Origin of the sequence: uncultured Desulfovibrio sp. (assembly GCF_944324525.1) — a bacterium.
In the GTDB taxonomy this organism is placed as follows: Bacteria; Desulfobacterota; Desulfovibrionia; order Desulfovibrionales; family Desulfovibrionaceae; genus Desulfovibrio.
On sequence record NZ_CALUWS010000001.1, the window covers coordinates 68,627 to 85,505 of the forward strand.

The following is a 16,879-nucleotide window of genomic DNA, read 5'->3' on the forward strand; positions in this document are numbered from 1 at the left end:
GGCCCGTGTCGGAAGATATGACCATCCAGTCCGTCCGCCAGCTGACGGAACAGCTCCGCCGCATGGTGGAGCGTCATTTTCCCTTTGTCTGGGTGCGGGGCGAGGTGGGGAACGTCTCCCGCCCCGCATCCGGACATTTTTATTTCACGCTCAAGGATGCCGAGGCGCAGCTCCAGTGCGTCTGGTTCCGCCAGCAGCAGCGGCAGCGGGGGGGCTTTGATCCTCTGACCGGCGAAGTCTTTGAGACGCCGCCGCCCGCCCCGGAGGAACTGCTCCGGCAGGGCACGGAACTCATCTGTGCCGGACATGTGGGCATATACGCTCCGCGCGGGCAGTATCAGCTGGTGGTGGAGCTCGTGCAGCCTGCCGGACAGGGAGGCCTGGCTCAGGCCTTCGAGGAGCGCAAGCGCCGTCTCGCCGCACTCGGTTATTTCGCGCAGGAGCGCAAGCGCCGTCTGCCCTGGGATCCCGTCCGGGTGGCGCTGATCACCTCTCCCCACGGCGCGGCCATCCATGACTTCTGGCGTCTGGCCGCCCAGCGCGGACAGGCGGCGCATGTTCGGCTGTATCCGGTGGCCGTGCAGGGGGACGGCGCGGCCCCGTCCATCGTGCGCGCTCTGGAGACGGCCAATGCCCATGCCCTGCGGCCTGACGGCCCGCAGGTCATCGTCCTCATCCGCGGCGGCGGTTCGCTGGAAGATCTCTGGGCCTTCAATGAGCAGGAGGTGGCCGAGGCGGTGTACCGTTCCCGGCTGCCGGTGCTGGCCGGCATCGGACATGAAGTGGACGTGACGCTGGCTGATCTGACGGCCGACGTTCGGGCCGCGACCCCCTCGCATGCGGCGCAGCTGCTCTGGCCCTCGCGTCAGGAGCTGCTGCAGCTGCTGGACGATCAGGAGGCCGCCCTTTGGCGCGGCATGCGGCGTCGGCTGGAACGTCAGGCGCTGCAGCTGGATAATCTGACGCGTCTGCTGCGGGCGCATGCGCCGCAGCGCCGGCTGGAACGGCTGGAGAGTACGCGCCGTCGCCTGGCGCTGGCCCTGCAGCGGGCCGCGCGGGAAATGCTGGGCGGACGGCAGCGGCAGGCGGAGCATCTGAGCAGGATGCTGCGCTCGTTCTGGAATCCGGCCCGGCTGGCGACGGAAGCGCGGGAAGCCGTCGCGCTGGAGGAACGTCTGCGGGCGGCGCTGCCCCGGCTGCTGTCGCGGCGGCAACAGGAACTGCTCTGGTGGGAGCAGCGTCTGCAGGCGGCCGGACGACAGAGCGTGAGCAGGGCGGAAGCGCAGCAGGAGCGGCTTGCCCTGCGGCTGGCGGCCTGCGATCCGCTGGGGCCGCTGGAACGCGGCTACGCGCTGGTCTCCGACAGCCGGGGGGCGCTGCTGCGCAGCGTCCGGCAGGCGCGGGGCGGACAGGAGTTGCACATCCGCTTGCAGGATGGCGCACTGGGGGTTACAGTCGCCCAGATTCGCCCCCGTGCGGACACGACCGCAACGGCGGAAAAAGGAGAATGATCATGTCCCAGTCTTGGCTGCGGATTCCCGGCATGCTGCGCCGGGGGGGCCGGATGGCGCTGCCCGGGCTTGCCGCCCTGTGCTGCTGCCTGTGGGCCGTCATGGCGCAGGCGGCGACCCTTCGCCTCGAAGCGCCGGAACAGGTGGCGCGCGGCGATGCCTTCCTGGCGCTGGCCGTTTCCGACGTCCCCGTACAGGAAGTGGTCTTCAGCTGGCGCGGCAAGGAATGGCGCGCACAGGCCGAGACGGTCGCCACGCCGCAGGGGACGCAGGCCTGGCAGGCCGTCATGCTGCTTTCCGTCCCGCTGGAAGCCAAGGAGAAACGCCTTGCCCTGTCGGCCTCGGCAGCGGGCGGCGGGCGTTCCCCGCAGGCGGCGGTGACGCTTTTCGACCGCAAGCGCCCGGTGCAGAAACTCACCGTGGACAAGAAATATGTGGATCCGCCCGCCAAGGTCATGGAGCGCATCCGCCGGGACAGGGCACAGGTCAAGGCCGCGCTGGCCAGTTATTCGCCTGTCCGGCAGTGGGCTTTGCCGCTCACGCGGCCCGTGCCGGGCGGGATATCCAGTCTTTACGGGCTGAAGCGCGTCTTCAACGGGCAGCCGCGCGGCTATCACCGGGGCCTTGACCTGCGCGGCGCCAGCGGAACGCCTATCAAGGCCTGCGCCGACGGACGCGTGGTGCTGTGCGATGACCTCTATTTTTCCGGCAAGACCGTGTATCTGGATCACGGGCAGGGCGTCTTCACCGCCTATCTGCACATGTCCGAGCAGCTGGTGCGGAACGGACAGGAAGTGCGCAAGGGGCAGATCATCGGCAAGGTCGGCGCCACGGGGCGCGTGACCGGGCCGCACTTGCATCTTTCGCTCATCGTGCAGGGACAGTCCGTGGACGTGGAACCGCTCCTTGCCCCCTGGGAAGAGAGCGGGGCGCAGCCCGTGGCCGCTTCTCCGGCCGCTCAACCCCTCAAGTAATACATGAAGAATTCACGCAACAAGATCCCGGCCGACTTTGAGGGCCGTATGGAACGTCTCCAGGAGATCGTGACCGCGCTGGAAGAAGGCCGGTTGCCGCTGGAAGAGGGCATGGCCCTGTACAAGGAAGGCGTGGAATGCTCGCGCCTGTGCCGGGAACAACTGGAAAAGGCCCGTCATCAGCTGACCATCTGGCAGAATGGCGAGGAAAAGGATCTGACCCTTACGGATGCCGTGTCCGGCCGTCAGCCGGACGAGGAGGAACACATATGACGCCTCAGGAAATGAAACGACTGCTCAAGGAACGCGGCGCACAGGTCGAGACCTGGCTCGCCGCCTGTCTGGACGGGCGGGATCTGCCGCCGCGCCTCAAGGAATCCATGCTGTACAGCCTGCAGGCGGGCGGCAAGCGCCTCCGTCCCGTGCTCTGCATGAGCACGGCGGCCATGTGCGGCCTTGCGCCGGAAAAGGTGCTGCCCTTTGCCGGGGCCATCGAGATGGTGCATACCTATTCCCTGATCCATGACGATCTGCCCGCCATGGACGATGACGACCTGCGGCGCGGCAAGCCCTCCAATCACAAGGCCTTTGACGAGGCGACGGCCATCCTGGCCGGGGACGGTCTGCTGACGGACGCCTTCTACGTCATGAGCGGCCTTGACCTGCCTGCGGACCGCGTGCTGGCCGCCCTGCGGGAATTTGCCCTGGCGGCCGGTTCGTCCGGCATGGTGGGCGGGCAGGAATGGGACATGATCTTCACCGGCATGGACAGCATCAGTCTGGATCAGCTCCGCCTCATGCACGCCATGAAGACCGGGGCCATCCTGCGCGCCTCCTGCGTGTGCGGGGCCCTGCTGGCCGGGGCTGGCGAGGATGCGCTCAAGGCCATTGGCGACTTCGGGGCGGCGCTGGGCGTGGCCTTCCAGATCGCCGACGACATCCTTGATGTGGTGTCGGATACCGAGACCCTCGGCAAGCCCGCCGGGAGCGACGAGGAACAGGGCAAGAATACCTATCCCAAACTCGTGGGGCTGGAAAAGAGCCGGGAACTGGCGCGCGGCTATGCCGACGGCGCGCAGGCCGCGCTGTCCCGCTTTGACGGACAGGAAGCCGCCTTCCTTGCGGCGCTGGCGGATTACACAGTCAACAGAACGGCCTAGCGATGGACACGGAAAGCATGACGCCGCTGCTCGATTCCCTTACCGGGCCGGCGCAGGTGGGGAACCTCACGGACAGCCAGCTCCAGCAGCTGGCGGACGAGCTGCGGCGGCGCATCATCGAGGTGGTGGCGCGCAACGGCGGCCACCTTGCGCCCTCCCTGGGCGTGGTGGAACTGACGCTGGCCCTGCTGGCCACGTTCGACATGAGCCGCGACAAGCTGGTCTGGGATGTGGGGCATCAGTCCTACGCCTACAAGCTTTTGACCGGCCGGCATGCCGCCTTTGATTCCCTCCGCAAGCTGGGGGGCATTTCCGGCTTCCCGCGCCGGGAGGAAAGCCCCTTCGATCATTTTGGCGTGGGCCATTCCTCCACGTCCATCTCGGCGGCGCTGGGCATGGCCGTGGCCCGCGACTACCAGCATCAGAAGCATCATGTGTTGGCGGTCATCGGGGACGGCTCCCTGACGGGCGGGGAGGCCTTCGAGGGGCTCAATCTTGCCGGACATATGGGCAGGCGGCTCATCGTGGTGCTCAACGACAACGAGATCTCCATTTCTCCCAACGTGGGGGCGCTTTCCCGTTTTCTGAGCCGCACGCTCTCCCGCCGTTGGGTACGGCAGGTCCGCAAGGACGTGCTGGCCTTCCTGCGTACCGTGCCCCGCATCGGCAATCATCTGGCCACCTACGCCATGCGCGGCGAGTGGAGTTTCAAGTCCTTCTTCACGCCCGGCATGCTCTTCGAGGCCCTGCGCTTCACCTACATAGGGCCGGTGGACGGGCACGATCTGACCGCCCTGCGGACGCATCTGGAGATGGCCGCGGGCGTGGAGGACGGTCCGGTGCTGCTGCATATCCGCACCCGCAAGGGCAAGGGCTATGCTCCGGCGGAACTGGACCCCACGCATTATCACGGCGTCGGGCATTTCCTGCCGGAAACGGGCAAGGCCGTGCCTTCGGCCACGGCTTCGGCTCCGTCCTATACCAGCGTGTTCGGCAAGACGCTGGTGGCGCTGGCCGAAGAGGACAAGCGCATCATGGCCATCACCGCCGCCATGCCGGAAGGCACGGGCACGCAGGCCTTCCAGAATCGTTTCCCCGATCGCTTTGCCGATGTGGGCATCTGCGAGCAGCATGCCGTCACCTTTGCGGCGGGCATGGCCAGTCAGGGCCTCAGGCCCGTGGTGGCCATCTATTCCACCTTCCTGCAGCGGGCCTATGACCAGATCGTGCATGACGTCTGCCTGCAGAATCTGCCCGTGACCTTCTGCATCGACCGGGCCGGGCTGGTGGGCGAGGACGGCGCGACCCATCACGGCGTCTTCGATATGGCCTATTTGCGCCATATCCCCAATATGCACCTGCTGGCCCCGCGGGATGAGAACGCGCTGCGGCACTGCCTCGCCACGGCGCTTACGGTGAACGCCCCCTGTGCCCTGCGCATCCCGCGCGGCGCGGGCGTCGGCGTGCCGCTGGAGGGAGAGCCCGCCCTGTTGCCCGTGGGGCAGGGGGAATGCCTGCGCGAAGGCAAGGATGCCGTGTTCATCGCGGTGGGCAGCTGCGTGCATCCGGCCCTGCAGGCGGCGGAAACGCTGGCGGCGGAAGGCCTTTCCGTGGAAGTGTTCGATGCCGTCTGGATCAAGCCGTTGCCGGAGGCCCAGCTGCTGGAGCTGGCGGAGCGTTTTTCCGTGCTGGTGCTGGTGGAGGAGGGCGTCCGGGCCGGGGGCTTCTCGTCCGCGGTGCTGGAGCTGCTTTCCGACAAGGGGGCCCTGCGCGGACAGCGCATCCGCCGGCTGGGACTGTGGGACGCCTTTGTGGAGCACGGCACGCAGGCCGAACTGCGGCGCATGGTGGGGCTGGATGCCGAACATCTGGCGCAGGCCGTGCGTGACGCCCTGCAGGAGTGACGGCTCAGGGAAAAATGTCGTCTTGCCCCTTTTGCCCTCAAGGCAAAGGGGGCTTTTTTCATCTCTGCCCATGAGGGCCTGTTGACACTAGGTGTCGTGTTCCGATAGGTTGTTCCCCTTTCCTCATTCGGCTCTTGGCAAAAACCTCCAGCTTCATGCCTGAACGGAGGGTGAACAGCGTGTTGACACTCTACGCGCGCTTCAAACCATACGGCCTGTCGTTTCGCGGAAAAAGCGCGGTTTTTCCGCTCATTTTGGGTCGGGCGGCGTTGTGCCGAAGGTGACGGCTCCGCCCCGCAGGACGGCCACAAGCCCGCCCGGAAACTGGAAGCGGGTATTTCCCCGGCCCTCCTGCCAGGCCTGATCCAGCGCCAGCAGGCGCTCGGCGCGGGCCTGCCCGCCGTGGCGGCGGTTCAGGTGGCGCAGGGCCCGCAGATAGAGGCGCAGGCGCACGGCCGGGGGATGGGCGCGGAGCAGGGCGCGGGGGAGGGTGATGCCGTCCTCGGTCTGTTGCCAGGGCGTCAGGGCAAGGGCCGCATCCAGCGTGCTTTCCCAGTAGTCGGCGTCCAGCTGCGCCAGACGCCAGAGGCGGGAAGCCGATTCACCGTAGGCGGGATTTTCCTTTTCCAGCAGGGGCAGGAGCGTGTGCCGCAGGCGGTTGCGCAGAAAGGCGGAATCGCTGTTGGAGCTGTCCTCACTCCACGGGATCCCCCAGTCGGTCAGCCATTGCCGGAGCGTTTTGCCGGACAGGTGCAGGAGCGGCCGCAAAAGGCGGCGTTCCGGGTCGCAGGCGGCCATGCCGCCCAGCGCGGGCCAGCCCGTGCCGCGCAAGAGGCGCATGAGCTGATCCTCACAGAGATCTTCGCGCTGATGGCCGGTGAGCAGCCAGTGGCAGCCCGTTTGCCGCCGCACCTCTTCCAGCAGGGCATAGCGGGCCTTGCGGGCCGTTTCTTCCAGACCGGTCCCGGCCGCGCGGGCCATGTCCCGCACAGAGGCATGGCGGACGTGATGGGGAAGGCGCAGCGCCGCGCACAGATGCCCTACCTGCGCGCACTCGGCGTCGGCCTCCGGGCGCAGGCCGTGATGGACGGTGCAGACGTGCAGACGCCAGTCCTGACGGGGAGCGAGCAGGGCAAGGATGACGGTCAGGGCGGTGGAGTCCCCTCCGCCGGAGACCGCCAGCAGCAGCGACTGACCGTGAGCCACGCCGCAACGGAGGAGGGCGTTTTCCAGCCGCAGGCACTCGCGGGCCACGGCGGGCCGCAGCTCACGGAGCGAAGCCGGCGGCGCGGACAGCGGAGGAAGCGTCACGGCTGGCCTGCTGCGAAGGCGCAAGGAGAGAAGGATACGGAACCGCCCGGGCGGCGGATGCCGGGCGCACGGGACGGGCAGACTAGTGCGGCAGATCGCATTCGCTGATGAGCTCTTCCAGCCGGTCGATGAGCGCCTGACGGGTGGCGCTGTCCGCCGGAGCGATGCACTCGCAATGCAGGCGGTCGCGGGCGCGTACCAGCAGTTCCAGACGCAGGGAGTCCTCGCCTATCTCCAGAGAGACGACGTACGGCCCGCAGCGGGCGGCATGTTCCCGCTGCAGGGGCGACCAGAGGCTTTCCGGCACAGGCAGCCAGAAAAGCCCTTCAAGCGAGGAGGCATAACCCCGTTCCCGCGCAAAGTCCGCCAGGCGGCGGCAGAGCTCCGGCGGCAGATCTTCCGCAAGATAGACGCGCATCAGCTTTTCTCCCGCGGGGCGGCCCGGGTACAGGTGCCGCCGTCCAGATTGAAGATGCGGCGCATGAGGCTGATGCGCGAGGCGCTGCCTTCATGCGAGCCCGCGCCTTCCTTGAGGAAGATGATGGGATCATGATTCATCTTGCGGACCAGCGCCTTGGCCATGACGTCCAGGGCCTCGCGCACCTCGTCGGAGACCGGCCCCAGCCGCTTGAGCGTGCGGGCAAGCTCCTCCTCGGCCATGTGTTCGCCGCGCTGGATGATGTCCACGATGGTGGGCTGCATATCCAGCCCCTGTACCCACTGCTCGAAATGGCCCACCTCGTCATTGACGATCTCGGCGGCCTTTTGCGCTTCATCCCGGCGGGAAGCGAGATTTTCTTCAACTACTTCTTTAAGGTCGTCGATGTCATACAGATAGACATTGTCCAGTCCGTTGACGTCCGGGTCGATGTCGCGGGGGACGGCGATGTCGATGAAGAACATGGGCCGGTTTTTGCGGGCCTTGAGCACGCTGCGGATGTCGCGGGCGCGGATGACCGGTTCCGGCGAGCCGGTGGAGGCGATGATGATGTCCACATCCACGAGATGGGCGGCAATGGCCTCAAAGGCGATGGCCCGGCCGTTGAACTGCCGGGCGAGCTCCTGCCCGCGCGCAAGGGTGCGGTTGGCGACCAGTATCTCGGCAATGCCGGCCTGCAGCAAATGGGTGGCGGCCAGTTCGGCCATTTCCCCGGCGCCCAGCAGCATGGCCCGATGGGAGGGCATGTCGCCGAAGATGCGTTTGGCCAGCTCCACGGCGGCGTAGCTGATGGAAACGGCGCTGGAAGCCACGGCGGTCTCCGTCCGTACGCGTTTGGCCACGGAAAAGGCCTTGTGCAGCAGCCGGTTGAGGATGAGCCCCGTGGTATGGCAGGCCGCCGCCTTGCGGTAGGCCGTCTTGAGCTGCCCCAGGATCTGCGGCTCGCCCAGCACCATGGAATCCAGACTGGAGGCCACGGTGAAGAGATGGCGTACGGCCTCGACCCCTTTATAGATGTAGACGTAAGGGCGCAGGTCTTCCACAGGGGCCTTGCAGGTGTGCGCCCAGTCGGTCAGCATCTGTTCGGCCATGTCGCCGTGTCCGGCGGCCAGCAGTTCCACCCGGTTGCAGGTGGAAAGGATCATGGCCTCGCTGATGGCCCCTTCACAGGGGACGGCCCAGCTGTCCGCCGAGCAGTGATTGACCAGCGCAAAGCGTTCGCGCACATCCACGCCCGCCGTGCGGTGATTGAGTCCCACAAGTACAAGATCGCAGTTCATGGTGGTAGATCAGCCCCTGATGAAGGCGTGGTGCGTTTCCATGAAGGTGTTCACCACGATGATGGAGAAAAGGCACAGGCCAAAGATGATGACCGCAAGACGGGCGGGCTTGCGGCCCCGCCAGCCCCGCGTCAGCCGGTTATGGAAAAGGGCGGCCAGCAGCAGCCAGACGACAAGGCTGATGACCTCCTTGGGGTCGCCGTTGAAGGTGGCGCCGAAAACGGGTTTGGCCCAGACGAGCCCCGCGACGATGCCCAGGGTATAGAGCGGAAAGGTCGTCATCACCGCAAAGGAGTTGATCCTGTCCAGCAGGGAAAGGGCGGGCATGTCCTGCCAAAAGCCCTTCATGGCCTGCTTGCTCTTGATGCGCCCCTCGAGGAAAAGGAAGATGCAGCCCGCGGCAAAGGCCAGCGTGAGCAGCCCCAGACTGAGGAAGAGCGCGCCGATATGCAGGGCGTAGAAGGGGGCGCTCAGCTGCGGGGGGATCTTCACCACCGCCGCAAGGTAGGGGGCCGACATGATGAAGAGGATGAGCGCCAGCGGCGCGGACAGGATGAGGGTGGCCTCCTGCCGGTAACGCAGACGGGAGATGAGCCCGCAGAGCAGCACGAACCAGGCCAGCATCTGGAGGTAGGCCCCCAGGCTGAGCCCTTCCGGCAGAGTGGAGTGGAAGCCCAGCGCCAGCATGAGCGTCTGGACGAGGAAACCGAGGCCGGCCAGCCAGCAGCCTGCCTTGCGCAGCATGGCGCTGCGCAGCATCATGCCGCTGATGCCGGCAAGGCTGGCCGCCCCGTAAAGGCACAGGGTGAGCAGGGTGGAGAGTTCAGGCGAGATCATGCAGAAACTCCGGTATGCGGGCATGCAGTTCCGGCGGCAGGCTCTGCGCGAGGAAGTCGCGGCAGGCCTGCATGTCGCCGTCCTGCAACCAGTGTTGCAAGGGGGATTCCGCCAGGCTGCGGAACAGGTTTCCATTTTGCCGCGAGTCCGTGGACAAGGCAAGCACGCAGGGGCGCAGACGGCCCATGAGCCGGGCCATGCGCACACGCGGCGCGAGCCATTCTTCCAGCTCCCGCCGCCAGCGGCGCGCCAGGGCCGGACTGGCCCCTCCCGTGGAAAGGGCCAGCATGAGTTCTCCCTGCCGGGCAAGGGCGGGTACCAGAAAATCTCCCGCGTCGGGGGCGTCCACACAATTGCAGAGGACGCCGTGCGCCCGGCACAGAGCGGCGATGCGGGCGTTTTCCGCACGGTCGCCGGTAGCGGCGAAGACCAGCCGGCAGCCCCGCACATCCTCCTCCGCGCACGCGCGGCGGGCGTGCCGCACCTGGGGCGATGCCAGCAGGGCGGCGGCTTCGGCGGACGGTTCGGCGACATCGAAGGTCAGCACCGTACCGGCTCCCGCTTCCAGCAGGCCCCGCAGCTTGCGGCAGCCCACGTCGCCCAGACCGGCCACGAGGCAGCGCGCATCATGCAGATCGAGAAACAAAGGATAGAGGTCGGATTTCATACGTCACCCTGCGGCAGTATACGCAAGCCGTCGTCATGCGCAAGGGGGGCGGGGGAGGCTTTTCTTGCCTCTCCGTACGGCTTGGGCTAGGCTGGAACGCTGTCCGTCCGGTTGTGTGTGACGGTAAAGGAATGTCCATGCCCCGATTTCTTGTCATCCAGTCCGCCCGTCTGGGGGACCTCGTGCAGACGCGCCGTCTCCTGCTGACGCTGGCGGAGCGCGGGGAAACGCATCTGGCCGTGGATACGGGACTGGTGCCGCTGGCCCGTGTGCTCTATCCCTTTGCCCGGCTGCACGCCCTGCCGCTCTACACCCGGGATGCGGCCGCCGCGGCCCGGCAGGCCGGCGAAGTGCTGCACGCCTGGCATGAGTTGGACTTCACGGCGGTCTACAACTGCAATTTCTCGTCGGCCGGCACGAGCCTTTGCCGTCTTTTCGCCCCGGAGCTGGTGCACGGCTACCGGCCCGGCAGCGGCGGGCCCGAGCGGTCGCCGTGGGCCCGGCGGGCCTTCCGGATGACGGAGCATCGAGCCTGCGGCAGTCTCAATCTGGTGGACTACTGGGGGCATTTCGCGCCGGACCCCATAGCGCCGGAGCGGGTCAATCCGCCGGCGGCAGGAGGAGGGGCCGGGCTGGGCGTGGTGCTGGCCGGCCGCGAATCCCGCCGGTCCCTGCCGGTGCCGCTGCTGGCGCGCATCGTGCGTACGCTGCATGATCTCATGGGCGGGCCGCGCGTGCGTCTGCTGGGTTCCGCGCAGGAGCGGCCCGCTGCCCGGCGGCTGCTGCGCGAGCTGCCGGCGCGCATGCTCGGCAATGTGGAGGATCTGAGCGGCAAAACCGATCTGCCGGCCCTCGTGGAGGCGGTGCGCGGTCTGGACCGGCTGGTGACGCCGGATACCGGCATCATGCATCTGGCCGCCGCGCTGGGCGTGCCGGTGCTGGCCTTTTTCCTGTCCTCGGCCTATGCGCACGAAACAGGCCCGTACGGGGTGGGGCATACCGTCGTACAGGCGGATATTCCCTGCGTGCCGTGTCTGGAGTCGGCTCCCTGTCCCCGTGGCGTGAGCTGTTTGCGTCCCTTTGAGGACGAACGGCTGCCCGGGGCGCTGGTGGGGCTGCTGCAGGGCAGGGCGGATGCGGCCGGAAGCCGCCTCCCCGACGGCCTGCAGGTCTGGACCAGCGGGCTGGATGCCCTGGGCTGCGTGCTGCGGCTGGCGGCAGGGCGGGACGCCCAGGCCGGCCTGCGCCGCGCCGCGCGTCAGGAACTCGCCGCATGGCTGGGGCTGACGCTGCAGGACATGCCGGACGGCGTCCCCCGCGCTGATGCCGCTGCCGAAGAAACCGTGCGTCGCTGGCTGCGTGCCGACAGCGACTGGATGTTGCCCCCCCGGAGGTATAGCTGATGACGCCCTCGCTGCGTATCCTTGTCGTCCTGCCGCTGTACGGCGGCTCTCTGCCCATCGGCCGGTACTGCGCCAAAGCCCTGAGCGGCATGGGGCATGCCGTGCGCATCTTTGACGCGCCGGCCTTCCATTCCGCCTTTACCGGTCTGAAAAACCTGGAGCTTCCCCCTTCAGCCCTGGGGCCGTTGGAGAATTCCTTCCTTCAGGTGCTCAATCAGGCGATCTGGGCGCAGGTGGAACACTTTGAACCGGCCTTTGTCCTGGCGCTGGCGCAGGCCCCGCTGAACCGGCTCACTCTTCAGAAGCTGCGCAAGGCCGGGGTGCGGACGGCCATGTGGTTTGTGGAAGACTGGCAGATCTTCGACTACTGGCAGACCTATGCGCCTCTTTATGATGTTTTTGCCGTCATCCAGAAGGATCCTTTCCAGGAAAAGCTTGCCGCCGCGGGGCAGCCGCACGCCCCTTATCTGCCGTTGGCCGCTCTGCCCGAATTCCACAGGCCGCTGGCTCTGTCCGCGGAGGAAGAGCGGGAGTACGGCGCGGACATCGGCTTCCTTGGCGCAGGCTACCCCAACCGCCGGCTGGCCTTCCGGCCGCTGGCCGGTCGCAACTTCAAGATCTGGGGCTCGGACTGGGAAGGGGAGAGCGTGCTTGCCCCCTGCATCCAGCGTCAGGGGCAGCGCATCGGTGAGGAGGAGAGCGTCAAGATCTACAATGCCTCACGCATCAATCTGAACCTGCATTCCAGTCTGAAGACGGAGACGCTGGTCAGCCACGGGGATTTCGTCAATCCGCGAACATTTGAGCTGGCGAGCATGGGGGCCTTCCAGCTGGTGGACAGACGCCGCCTCCTGCCGGAACTTTTTGCCGAAGACGAGCTGGCCTGCTTTGATTCCGAGGCGGAGCTCTACGAAAAGATAGACTTCTTCCTCTCTCATCCCGACGAGCGGGCGCGGTACTGCCGGCGGGCCAGGGAGCGCGTTCTGGCCGAGCATACCTATGCGCAGCGCATGCAGCGGCTGCTGGACTATGTGGCCGAACAGTTCGGCCCCTGGAAGGCGGAAGCGGAACAGGCGGCCATTGCTCCCCCCTTGCTGGAGCTGCTGCAGCGGCTGGAGCTGGGGCCCGGGGCATCCTTTGAAAATGTCGTCCACACGCTGCGCCGGCAGAGTGGTGCGTTGAGCGATGTGGAGACGGCCATCCTCTTCCTGGACGAGTGGCGTCGGCAGTACCGGGGTGCCTGATGCGCGGGGAGCGGGTCGTCCCGCTCCCTTGCCCACGACTTGCGGGAGTCATCCGGCGCGCATCGCCGCTGCCGGGCGGCATAGCTGCGCCTTCGCTATGGGGGCGTTCCCCTTGCCGTGCTATCTCAGAAAAATAAGGATTTCGGCATGATAAAATGCCGGATGATGAGAGGGACGGAGGTTTTTTTGCGTGAGAAAAAATATTTTTTGAATTAACCTATTAAAATATATGTCTTTTCGTGGGGATGTGTCCCTGCGGTACGTCGGCGGGCGCAGAAAAAAATGTACAATTTTAAAAAAATCTAGAAAAGGTATAAAGTTTTAACATTTTGATTTTATTAGATAAAAAAAAGTAAAAAACCTTGTACGCCATCTTGATTTTTTTATAACGTATCGAAATGTAAAGAAGTTCCCTCAAGCTGGCCTTTTCCTGCAAAAGTGCGTAGGGTACAGGAAACGTTTTGGGAGGGAGTTATGAACATCAACAGCGTTGGGATGTCTCATGCGCAGACGTCTTCAGAGGCGTCGCGTTCGCGGCAGGCTGCGGGGGGCAGCTCGTTCGCAGAGACATTCGAGTCACAGGCAGGCCTGCAGGCAGCGGAAAATGTCAATTCTCAGCTGGCTGCGGTCATGGGCCCGGGAGCCGTCCTTCCCCTGAAACAGGACGTGATGACCCGGGAACCTTCTTCCGTGCTGAGCCAGGAAGAAAAAAATTTTTTTGAATTGTATACCGCCCGCAAATATCTGAGCGAAAGCGAGATGCAGTTCTTTAACAATGCAGCTCTTGGCGGCAAGGTTGCCCAGCGCAATGAGACCTACGGCCGGGCGTATGCCCAGCCTGCGCATGGAGCCTTGTCCCTTCAGGCCTAGCAGAGTTGCACAACATGCTTTTGCCGCGCCGCAGGATGCGGCGACAGGGATGAGGGCATTCTCCCCATATCCTCTGGTTCGGGGAGAATTGCTTTTTTTCATCGGGGAAAAGCAGCAGTTTCTTGCGAAAAGGGGAGATTTCTCCCCTTTTTTTGACAGAAGGGATTCGCTGCTGTGCCCGCAGAGGGATGCGCTGAAATGTTTCGTCGTGTGCCGCATGTCAAATCCGATGAAAAAATTGCAATACGCTAATTTTATGCAAGTATCGTGCCGGGAAAAATGTTCCGCTCGATACCGGCGGAGATCATCCTGTTTTCGTGCCGGGCGCGGCAAACGAAAATTTTCATGGTTACCTGAGGCGGACGTATGGCGGTTGTTCCGGTAAGGCTTCGTTTTACCGGATTACGAGTCATGTAATCCATGTACGCGGGAGCAGAGAATGGCATTTGCAGATTTTCAGACAAAACAGAAGCAGAACAAGCAGAAATCGATTATTCGCGAGTACTTTACCAAACGGAATGGACAGCTTCTCTGCCTGTCGGACGATCCGACCATCCTGAGCCTGCTGCGTGCGACCGTTAAGGAAATGGGCCTGCCGGCCTCCGAGCTTGTCGTCTTCGTTCCTGACCCGAGCAAGCTGCTCAAGGCCATCACGGACTCCTTCGCCGCCCACAAGCGGCCCGCGCTCTTCATCGAAAGCGTCATGAGCGGCTCGGGCGAAACGAGCTTCATGGTCCGCCAGTTCAAGGAAAGCTTTCCTGACCTGCGCATCTTCGCCATGACGACCACCTCGGAAAAGGCACGCATCATGCTGCTTTACGAGTCCGGCGCGGACAACTTCATCCTCAAGCCCATAAGCAGCATCGATCTTATCGACAAGATGGCCGTCACCCTGCGCGAGCCGAGCACCATCCGCCAGCTGCTCGACAAGGCGCGCAAGTTCGTCATCAAGAACGTGAGCAGCGAGGCCATCAAGATCACGCAGGGCGTGCTCAAGGTCAAACCGGACAGCGCTTCCGGCTATGTGGTGCTGGGGGACGCCCTGCGCGTCTCCGGCAACAGGGACAAGGCCCAGGTGGCCTATGAACGCGCCTGCAAGTATTCGCAGGATTACCTGGAGCCCCTGCAGAAACTGGTGGATCTGGCCAAGGAAGACGGCAAGACCGACATGCAGCTTGAGTATCTCAAGCGGCTGGACGAGCTGTCCCCCATGAATGCCCAGCGCAAGGTGGAAATGGCAGAGCTGCAGATGGAAATGGGCAACATGGACGAGGCCAAGAAGCTTTTTGACGGCGCCGTCAACCGTGCCTATAAAAACGCCATGCAGCAGGTGGCGCTCATGTCGGAAAAGATCGCCATGTCCCTGCAGGACAAGGACCCGGCTCAGGCGGAAAAGTATCTCCGCAAATGTCTTGAGCTCAAGGGCAAGGATCTTACGGCGGATGACCTCACCACCTTCAATCAGCTGGGCATATGCCTGCGCAAGCAGGGGAGGTGGCTTGACGCCATCGTGGAATACAAGCGTGCGCTGCAGATCGCTCCCAATTCCAGCGAGCTGTATTACAATATCGCCATGGCCCACGCCGAAGGCAAGGAATACGAGAACGCCAATCGCTTCATGCTCAAGGCGTTGGGGCTCAACTCCAGCCTTCCCCGCACGTCGCCCGTGGTGGCCTACAATATGGCACAGGTGCTGTCGCTGGGATACAGCAAGGACAAGGCCAAACAGGCTGCGGAGATCGCCCTTGAGCTTGATCCCGACTACGAACCCGCCAAGAAGCTGCTGGCCCAGATGAAGGCGGCGGAAACGCCTGTCGTCTAGCGTCTGCCGCACGTTGCCAGCATCAAAGCCCCGGCCGCAAGGTCGGGGCTTTTTGCATGCAGGAAAAAGGCCGCTTCTGCGGAGTCGCCATGTCTGCCTTGTCTCTATAGATAGCCCCTGTCGCGTCAGCAGTGGAAAGAAGTTTCCGTGCCGCCCGTTACTGGTTGGCATCGGAGCGGAACGGAGCGTTTCGCCGGGGAAAGGTCCGGCATGCTGTCGAATAGAAAGCTTTTCCCGTGTGAAAGGCTTTGCGTTTTCTTTCAAGCCCCATGCGGGCCTGCCGTTTCACGGAAAAATATGGTTTTCCCCGTGTGCTTTCGGCCGGGGGGCGGTGCTGCCCCGCATTGCGTTTTGTCTTTTTCAAAAGCGATACGCTCTAAAAAAAGCCGCCGGCAGCTTGCTGCCGGCGGCGGACAGGAAGAAACTCTCTCCCGCAATTGTCATCACGATCAGGGGAGGGGCGTCCAGCTGCCCAGGCCCATGAAGAAAGGCAGCATGAACAGGCAGCTCAACACCAGGCTGACCGTCAGTCCGGCCTTGTGGCGCAGCGGGGTCTCGCTGCGTGCGGCCATGAACCAGAGCAGGAGTGGGATAAGCCAGAGGAGGACCCGGATCCCGGCCGTCACGGCGTCCGCCGTAAAATCCTTCTCGCCCAGCAGCCGGCTGATCTCCAGCCCGCTGGCGACAGCAAGCAGCAGCCAGACGGCTCCCCAGGCATTGCGTGCCCAGGCGGCGCACCAGGGAACGACCGTATTGTAATGATCCCGTCCGTAATCGTCCTTGCTACGGCGCAGCAGCAGCCAGACGCAGCCGAAGGCAGCCGGCATGGCCAGCAGGAGGAAGGGGACATAGCACAGGCTGGTCGCGTAGTCCGTCCCCCATACGGGGAGCACCACTTCCAGTAGCGTGATCTCTTCCGCATGCGGCAGGCTGCCCACGGCAGCGATCCGCAGACAGACAAGGACAAGCAGGAGCGCAAGCACTCCCTGGAGTGCGCTGAGCACGCCCACGCCGATATGGATGCCGGGATACTGGGCCAGCGCCTTCCATAAAAGGAAGTAAATGCAGCTGAAGATGACCGAAAGGCCGAGCACCATCCAGCTGACTTCATGGATGTTGATCAGGAAGCTCTCACTAGGGATATCCTGCTCGAGGAAATAGAGCCAGACGCGTCCGCCGACAAGCAGCGTCCAGCCCAGCCCCTGCCCCAGCATGGACAGCTGCATGGCGCACTTTCCGTAAAAGCTGCGCCGCCGCCGCAGGCTGAGGATTTCGCCGGATACCGTCAGGATGCAGATGCCGCAGAAGGCAAAGAGCATGGACAGCGGGATGATGACGGCTGCCACATCCAGGATATGTTGAAGCACAGGATTATCGGCAAGGAACGCCTGCATACGACCGCCTTTATGCAAGAACGTGGAGGGGAAACCATGCGGGCATGCCGCCGCCCCCATACA

General features: G+C 64.5%; 15 protein-coding genes. 9 read left to right on the top strand and 6 right to left on the bottom strand.

The features are described from left to right. The first annotated feature begins 5 nt into the window (after nucleotides 1–5). Genes xseA through dxs form a run of 5 tightly spaced genes read left to right on the top strand, consistent with a single transcriptional unit; the run spans nucleotide 6 to nucleotide 5,549 of the window. Nucleotides 6–1,511, top strand: a complete 1,506-nt coding sequence (gene xseA / locus Q0K12_RS00300; RefSeq protein WP_363315602.1) for an exodeoxyribonuclease VII large subunit — start codon at nucleotides 6–8, stop codon at nucleotides 1,509–1,511. Nucleotides 1,512–1,513: 2 nt separating this feature from the next. Beyond that, nucleotides 1,514–2,485: a M23 family metallopeptidase gene (locus tag Q0K12_RS00305; protein WP_297259361.1), complete on the top strand. Its 972-nt coding sequence runs from the start codon at nucleotides 1,514–1,516 to the stop codon at nucleotides 2,483–2,485. 3 nt (nucleotides 2,486–2,488) lie between these two features. Further along, on the top strand, nucleotides 2,489–2,758 hold the full coding sequence (gene xseB, locus Q0K12_RS00310) for an exodeoxyribonuclease VII small subunit (protein ID WP_297259363.1): 270 nt from the start codon (nucleotides 2,489–2,491) through the stop codon (nucleotides 2,756–2,758). After that, nucleotides 2,755–3,645: a polyprenyl synthetase family protein gene (locus Q0K12_RS00315; RefSeq protein WP_297259365.1), complete on the top strand. Its 891-nt coding sequence runs from the start codon at nucleotides 2,755–2,757 to the stop codon at nucleotides 3,643–3,645. Before xseB ends, Q0K12_RS00315 begins: the two co-directional genes overlap by 4 nt. A gap of 17 nt (nucleotides 3,646–3,662) precedes the next feature. After that, nucleotides 3,663–5,549, top strand: coding sequence for a 1-deoxy-D-xylulose-5-phosphate synthase (gene dxs / locus Q0K12_RS00320; RefSeq protein ID WP_297259367.1), 1,887 nt, complete (start codon nucleotides 3,663–3,665; stop codon nucleotides 5,547–5,549). A 249-nt stretch (nucleotides 5,550–5,798) separates the two neighbouring features. On the opposite strand, the gene tilS is transcribed toward dxs, so the two are convergent. The 5 genes from tilS to Q0K12_RS00345 all read right to left on the bottom strand — a co-directional run bounded on the left by tilS (nucleotide 5,799) and on the right by Q0K12_RS00345 (nucleotide 10,083). Next, nucleotides 5,799–6,860 (bottom strand): tRNA lysidine(34) synthetase TilS, encoded by a 1,062-nt coding sequence (gene tilS / locus Q0K12_RS00325; RefSeq protein ID WP_297259369.1) that lies wholly within the window; start codon nucleotides 6,858–6,860, stop codon nucleotides 5,799–5,801. Nucleotides 6,861–6,942: 82 nt separating this feature from the next. Further along, on the bottom strand, nucleotides 6,943–7,278 hold the full coding sequence (locus Q0K12_RS00330) for a hypothetical protein (protein ID WP_297259370.1): 336 nt from the start codon (nucleotides 7,276–7,278) through the stop codon (nucleotides 6,943–6,945). Further along, entirely contained in the window at nucleotides 7,278–8,579 is a 1,302-nt protein-coding gene (gene hemA / locus Q0K12_RS00335; RefSeq protein WP_297259372.1) for a glutamyl-tRNA reductase, read from the bottom strand. Before hemA ends, Q0K12_RS00330 begins: the two co-directional genes overlap by 1 nt. Before the next feature lie 9 nt (nucleotides 8,580–8,588). After that, on the bottom strand, nucleotides 8,589–9,416 hold the full coding sequence (gene ccsA, locus Q0K12_RS00340; protein ID WP_297259374.1) for a cytochrome c biogenesis protein CcsA: 828 nt from the start codon (nucleotides 9,414–9,416) through the stop codon (nucleotides 8,589–8,591). Continuing rightward, complete coding sequence (locus Q0K12_RS00345; RefSeq protein ID WP_297259376.1) at nucleotides 9,403–10,083, bottom strand: bifunctional precorrin-2 dehydrogenase/sirohydrochlorin ferrochelatase; 681 nt, start codon at nucleotides 10,081–10,083, stop codon at nucleotides 9,403–9,405. Before Q0K12_RS00345 ends, ccsA begins: the two co-directional genes overlap by 14 nt. A gap of 137 nt (nucleotides 10,084–10,220) precedes the next feature. Here Q0K12_RS00345 and Q0K12_RS00350 point away from each other — a divergent pair, with 137 nt between their 5' ends. The 4 genes from Q0K12_RS00350 (at nucleotide 10,221) to Q0K12_RS00365 (ending at nucleotide 15,422) form a co-directional block, all read left to right on the top strand. Next, entirely contained in the window at nucleotides 10,221–11,486 is a 1,266-nt protein-coding gene (locus tag Q0K12_RS00350; protein WP_297259378.1) for a glycosyltransferase family 9 protein, read from the top strand. Then, on the top strand, nucleotides 11,486–12,730 hold the full coding sequence (locus tag Q0K12_RS00355) for a glycosyltransferase (protein ID WP_297259380.1): 1,245 nt from the start codon (nucleotides 11,486–11,488) through the stop codon (nucleotides 12,728–12,730). Before Q0K12_RS00350 ends, Q0K12_RS00355 begins: the two co-directional genes overlap by 1 nt. A gap of 474 nt (nucleotides 12,731–13,204) precedes the next feature. Beyond that, entirely contained in the window at nucleotides 13,205–13,600 is a 396-nt protein-coding gene (locus Q0K12_RS00360) for a hypothetical protein (protein WP_297259382.1), read from the top strand. Between the two features lie 439 nt (nucleotides 13,601–14,039). Then, nucleotides 14,040–15,422 carry a response regulator gene (locus Q0K12_RS00365; protein WP_297259384.1) on the top strand — a complete coding sequence of 461 codons (1,383 nt, stop codon included), beginning with the start codon at nucleotides 14,040–14,042 and terminating at the stop codon, nucleotides 15,420–15,422. A gap of 449 nt (nucleotides 15,423–15,871) precedes the next feature. Here the strand turns inward: Q0K12_RS00365 and Q0K12_RS00370 are convergent, their stop codons facing one another. After that, a complete protein-coding gene (locus Q0K12_RS00370; protein ID WP_297259385.1) occupies nucleotides 15,872–16,789 on the bottom strand; it encodes a hypothetical protein in 918 nt (305 codons plus the stop codon). Between the last annotated feature and the right edge of the window lie 90 nt (nucleotides 16,790–16,879).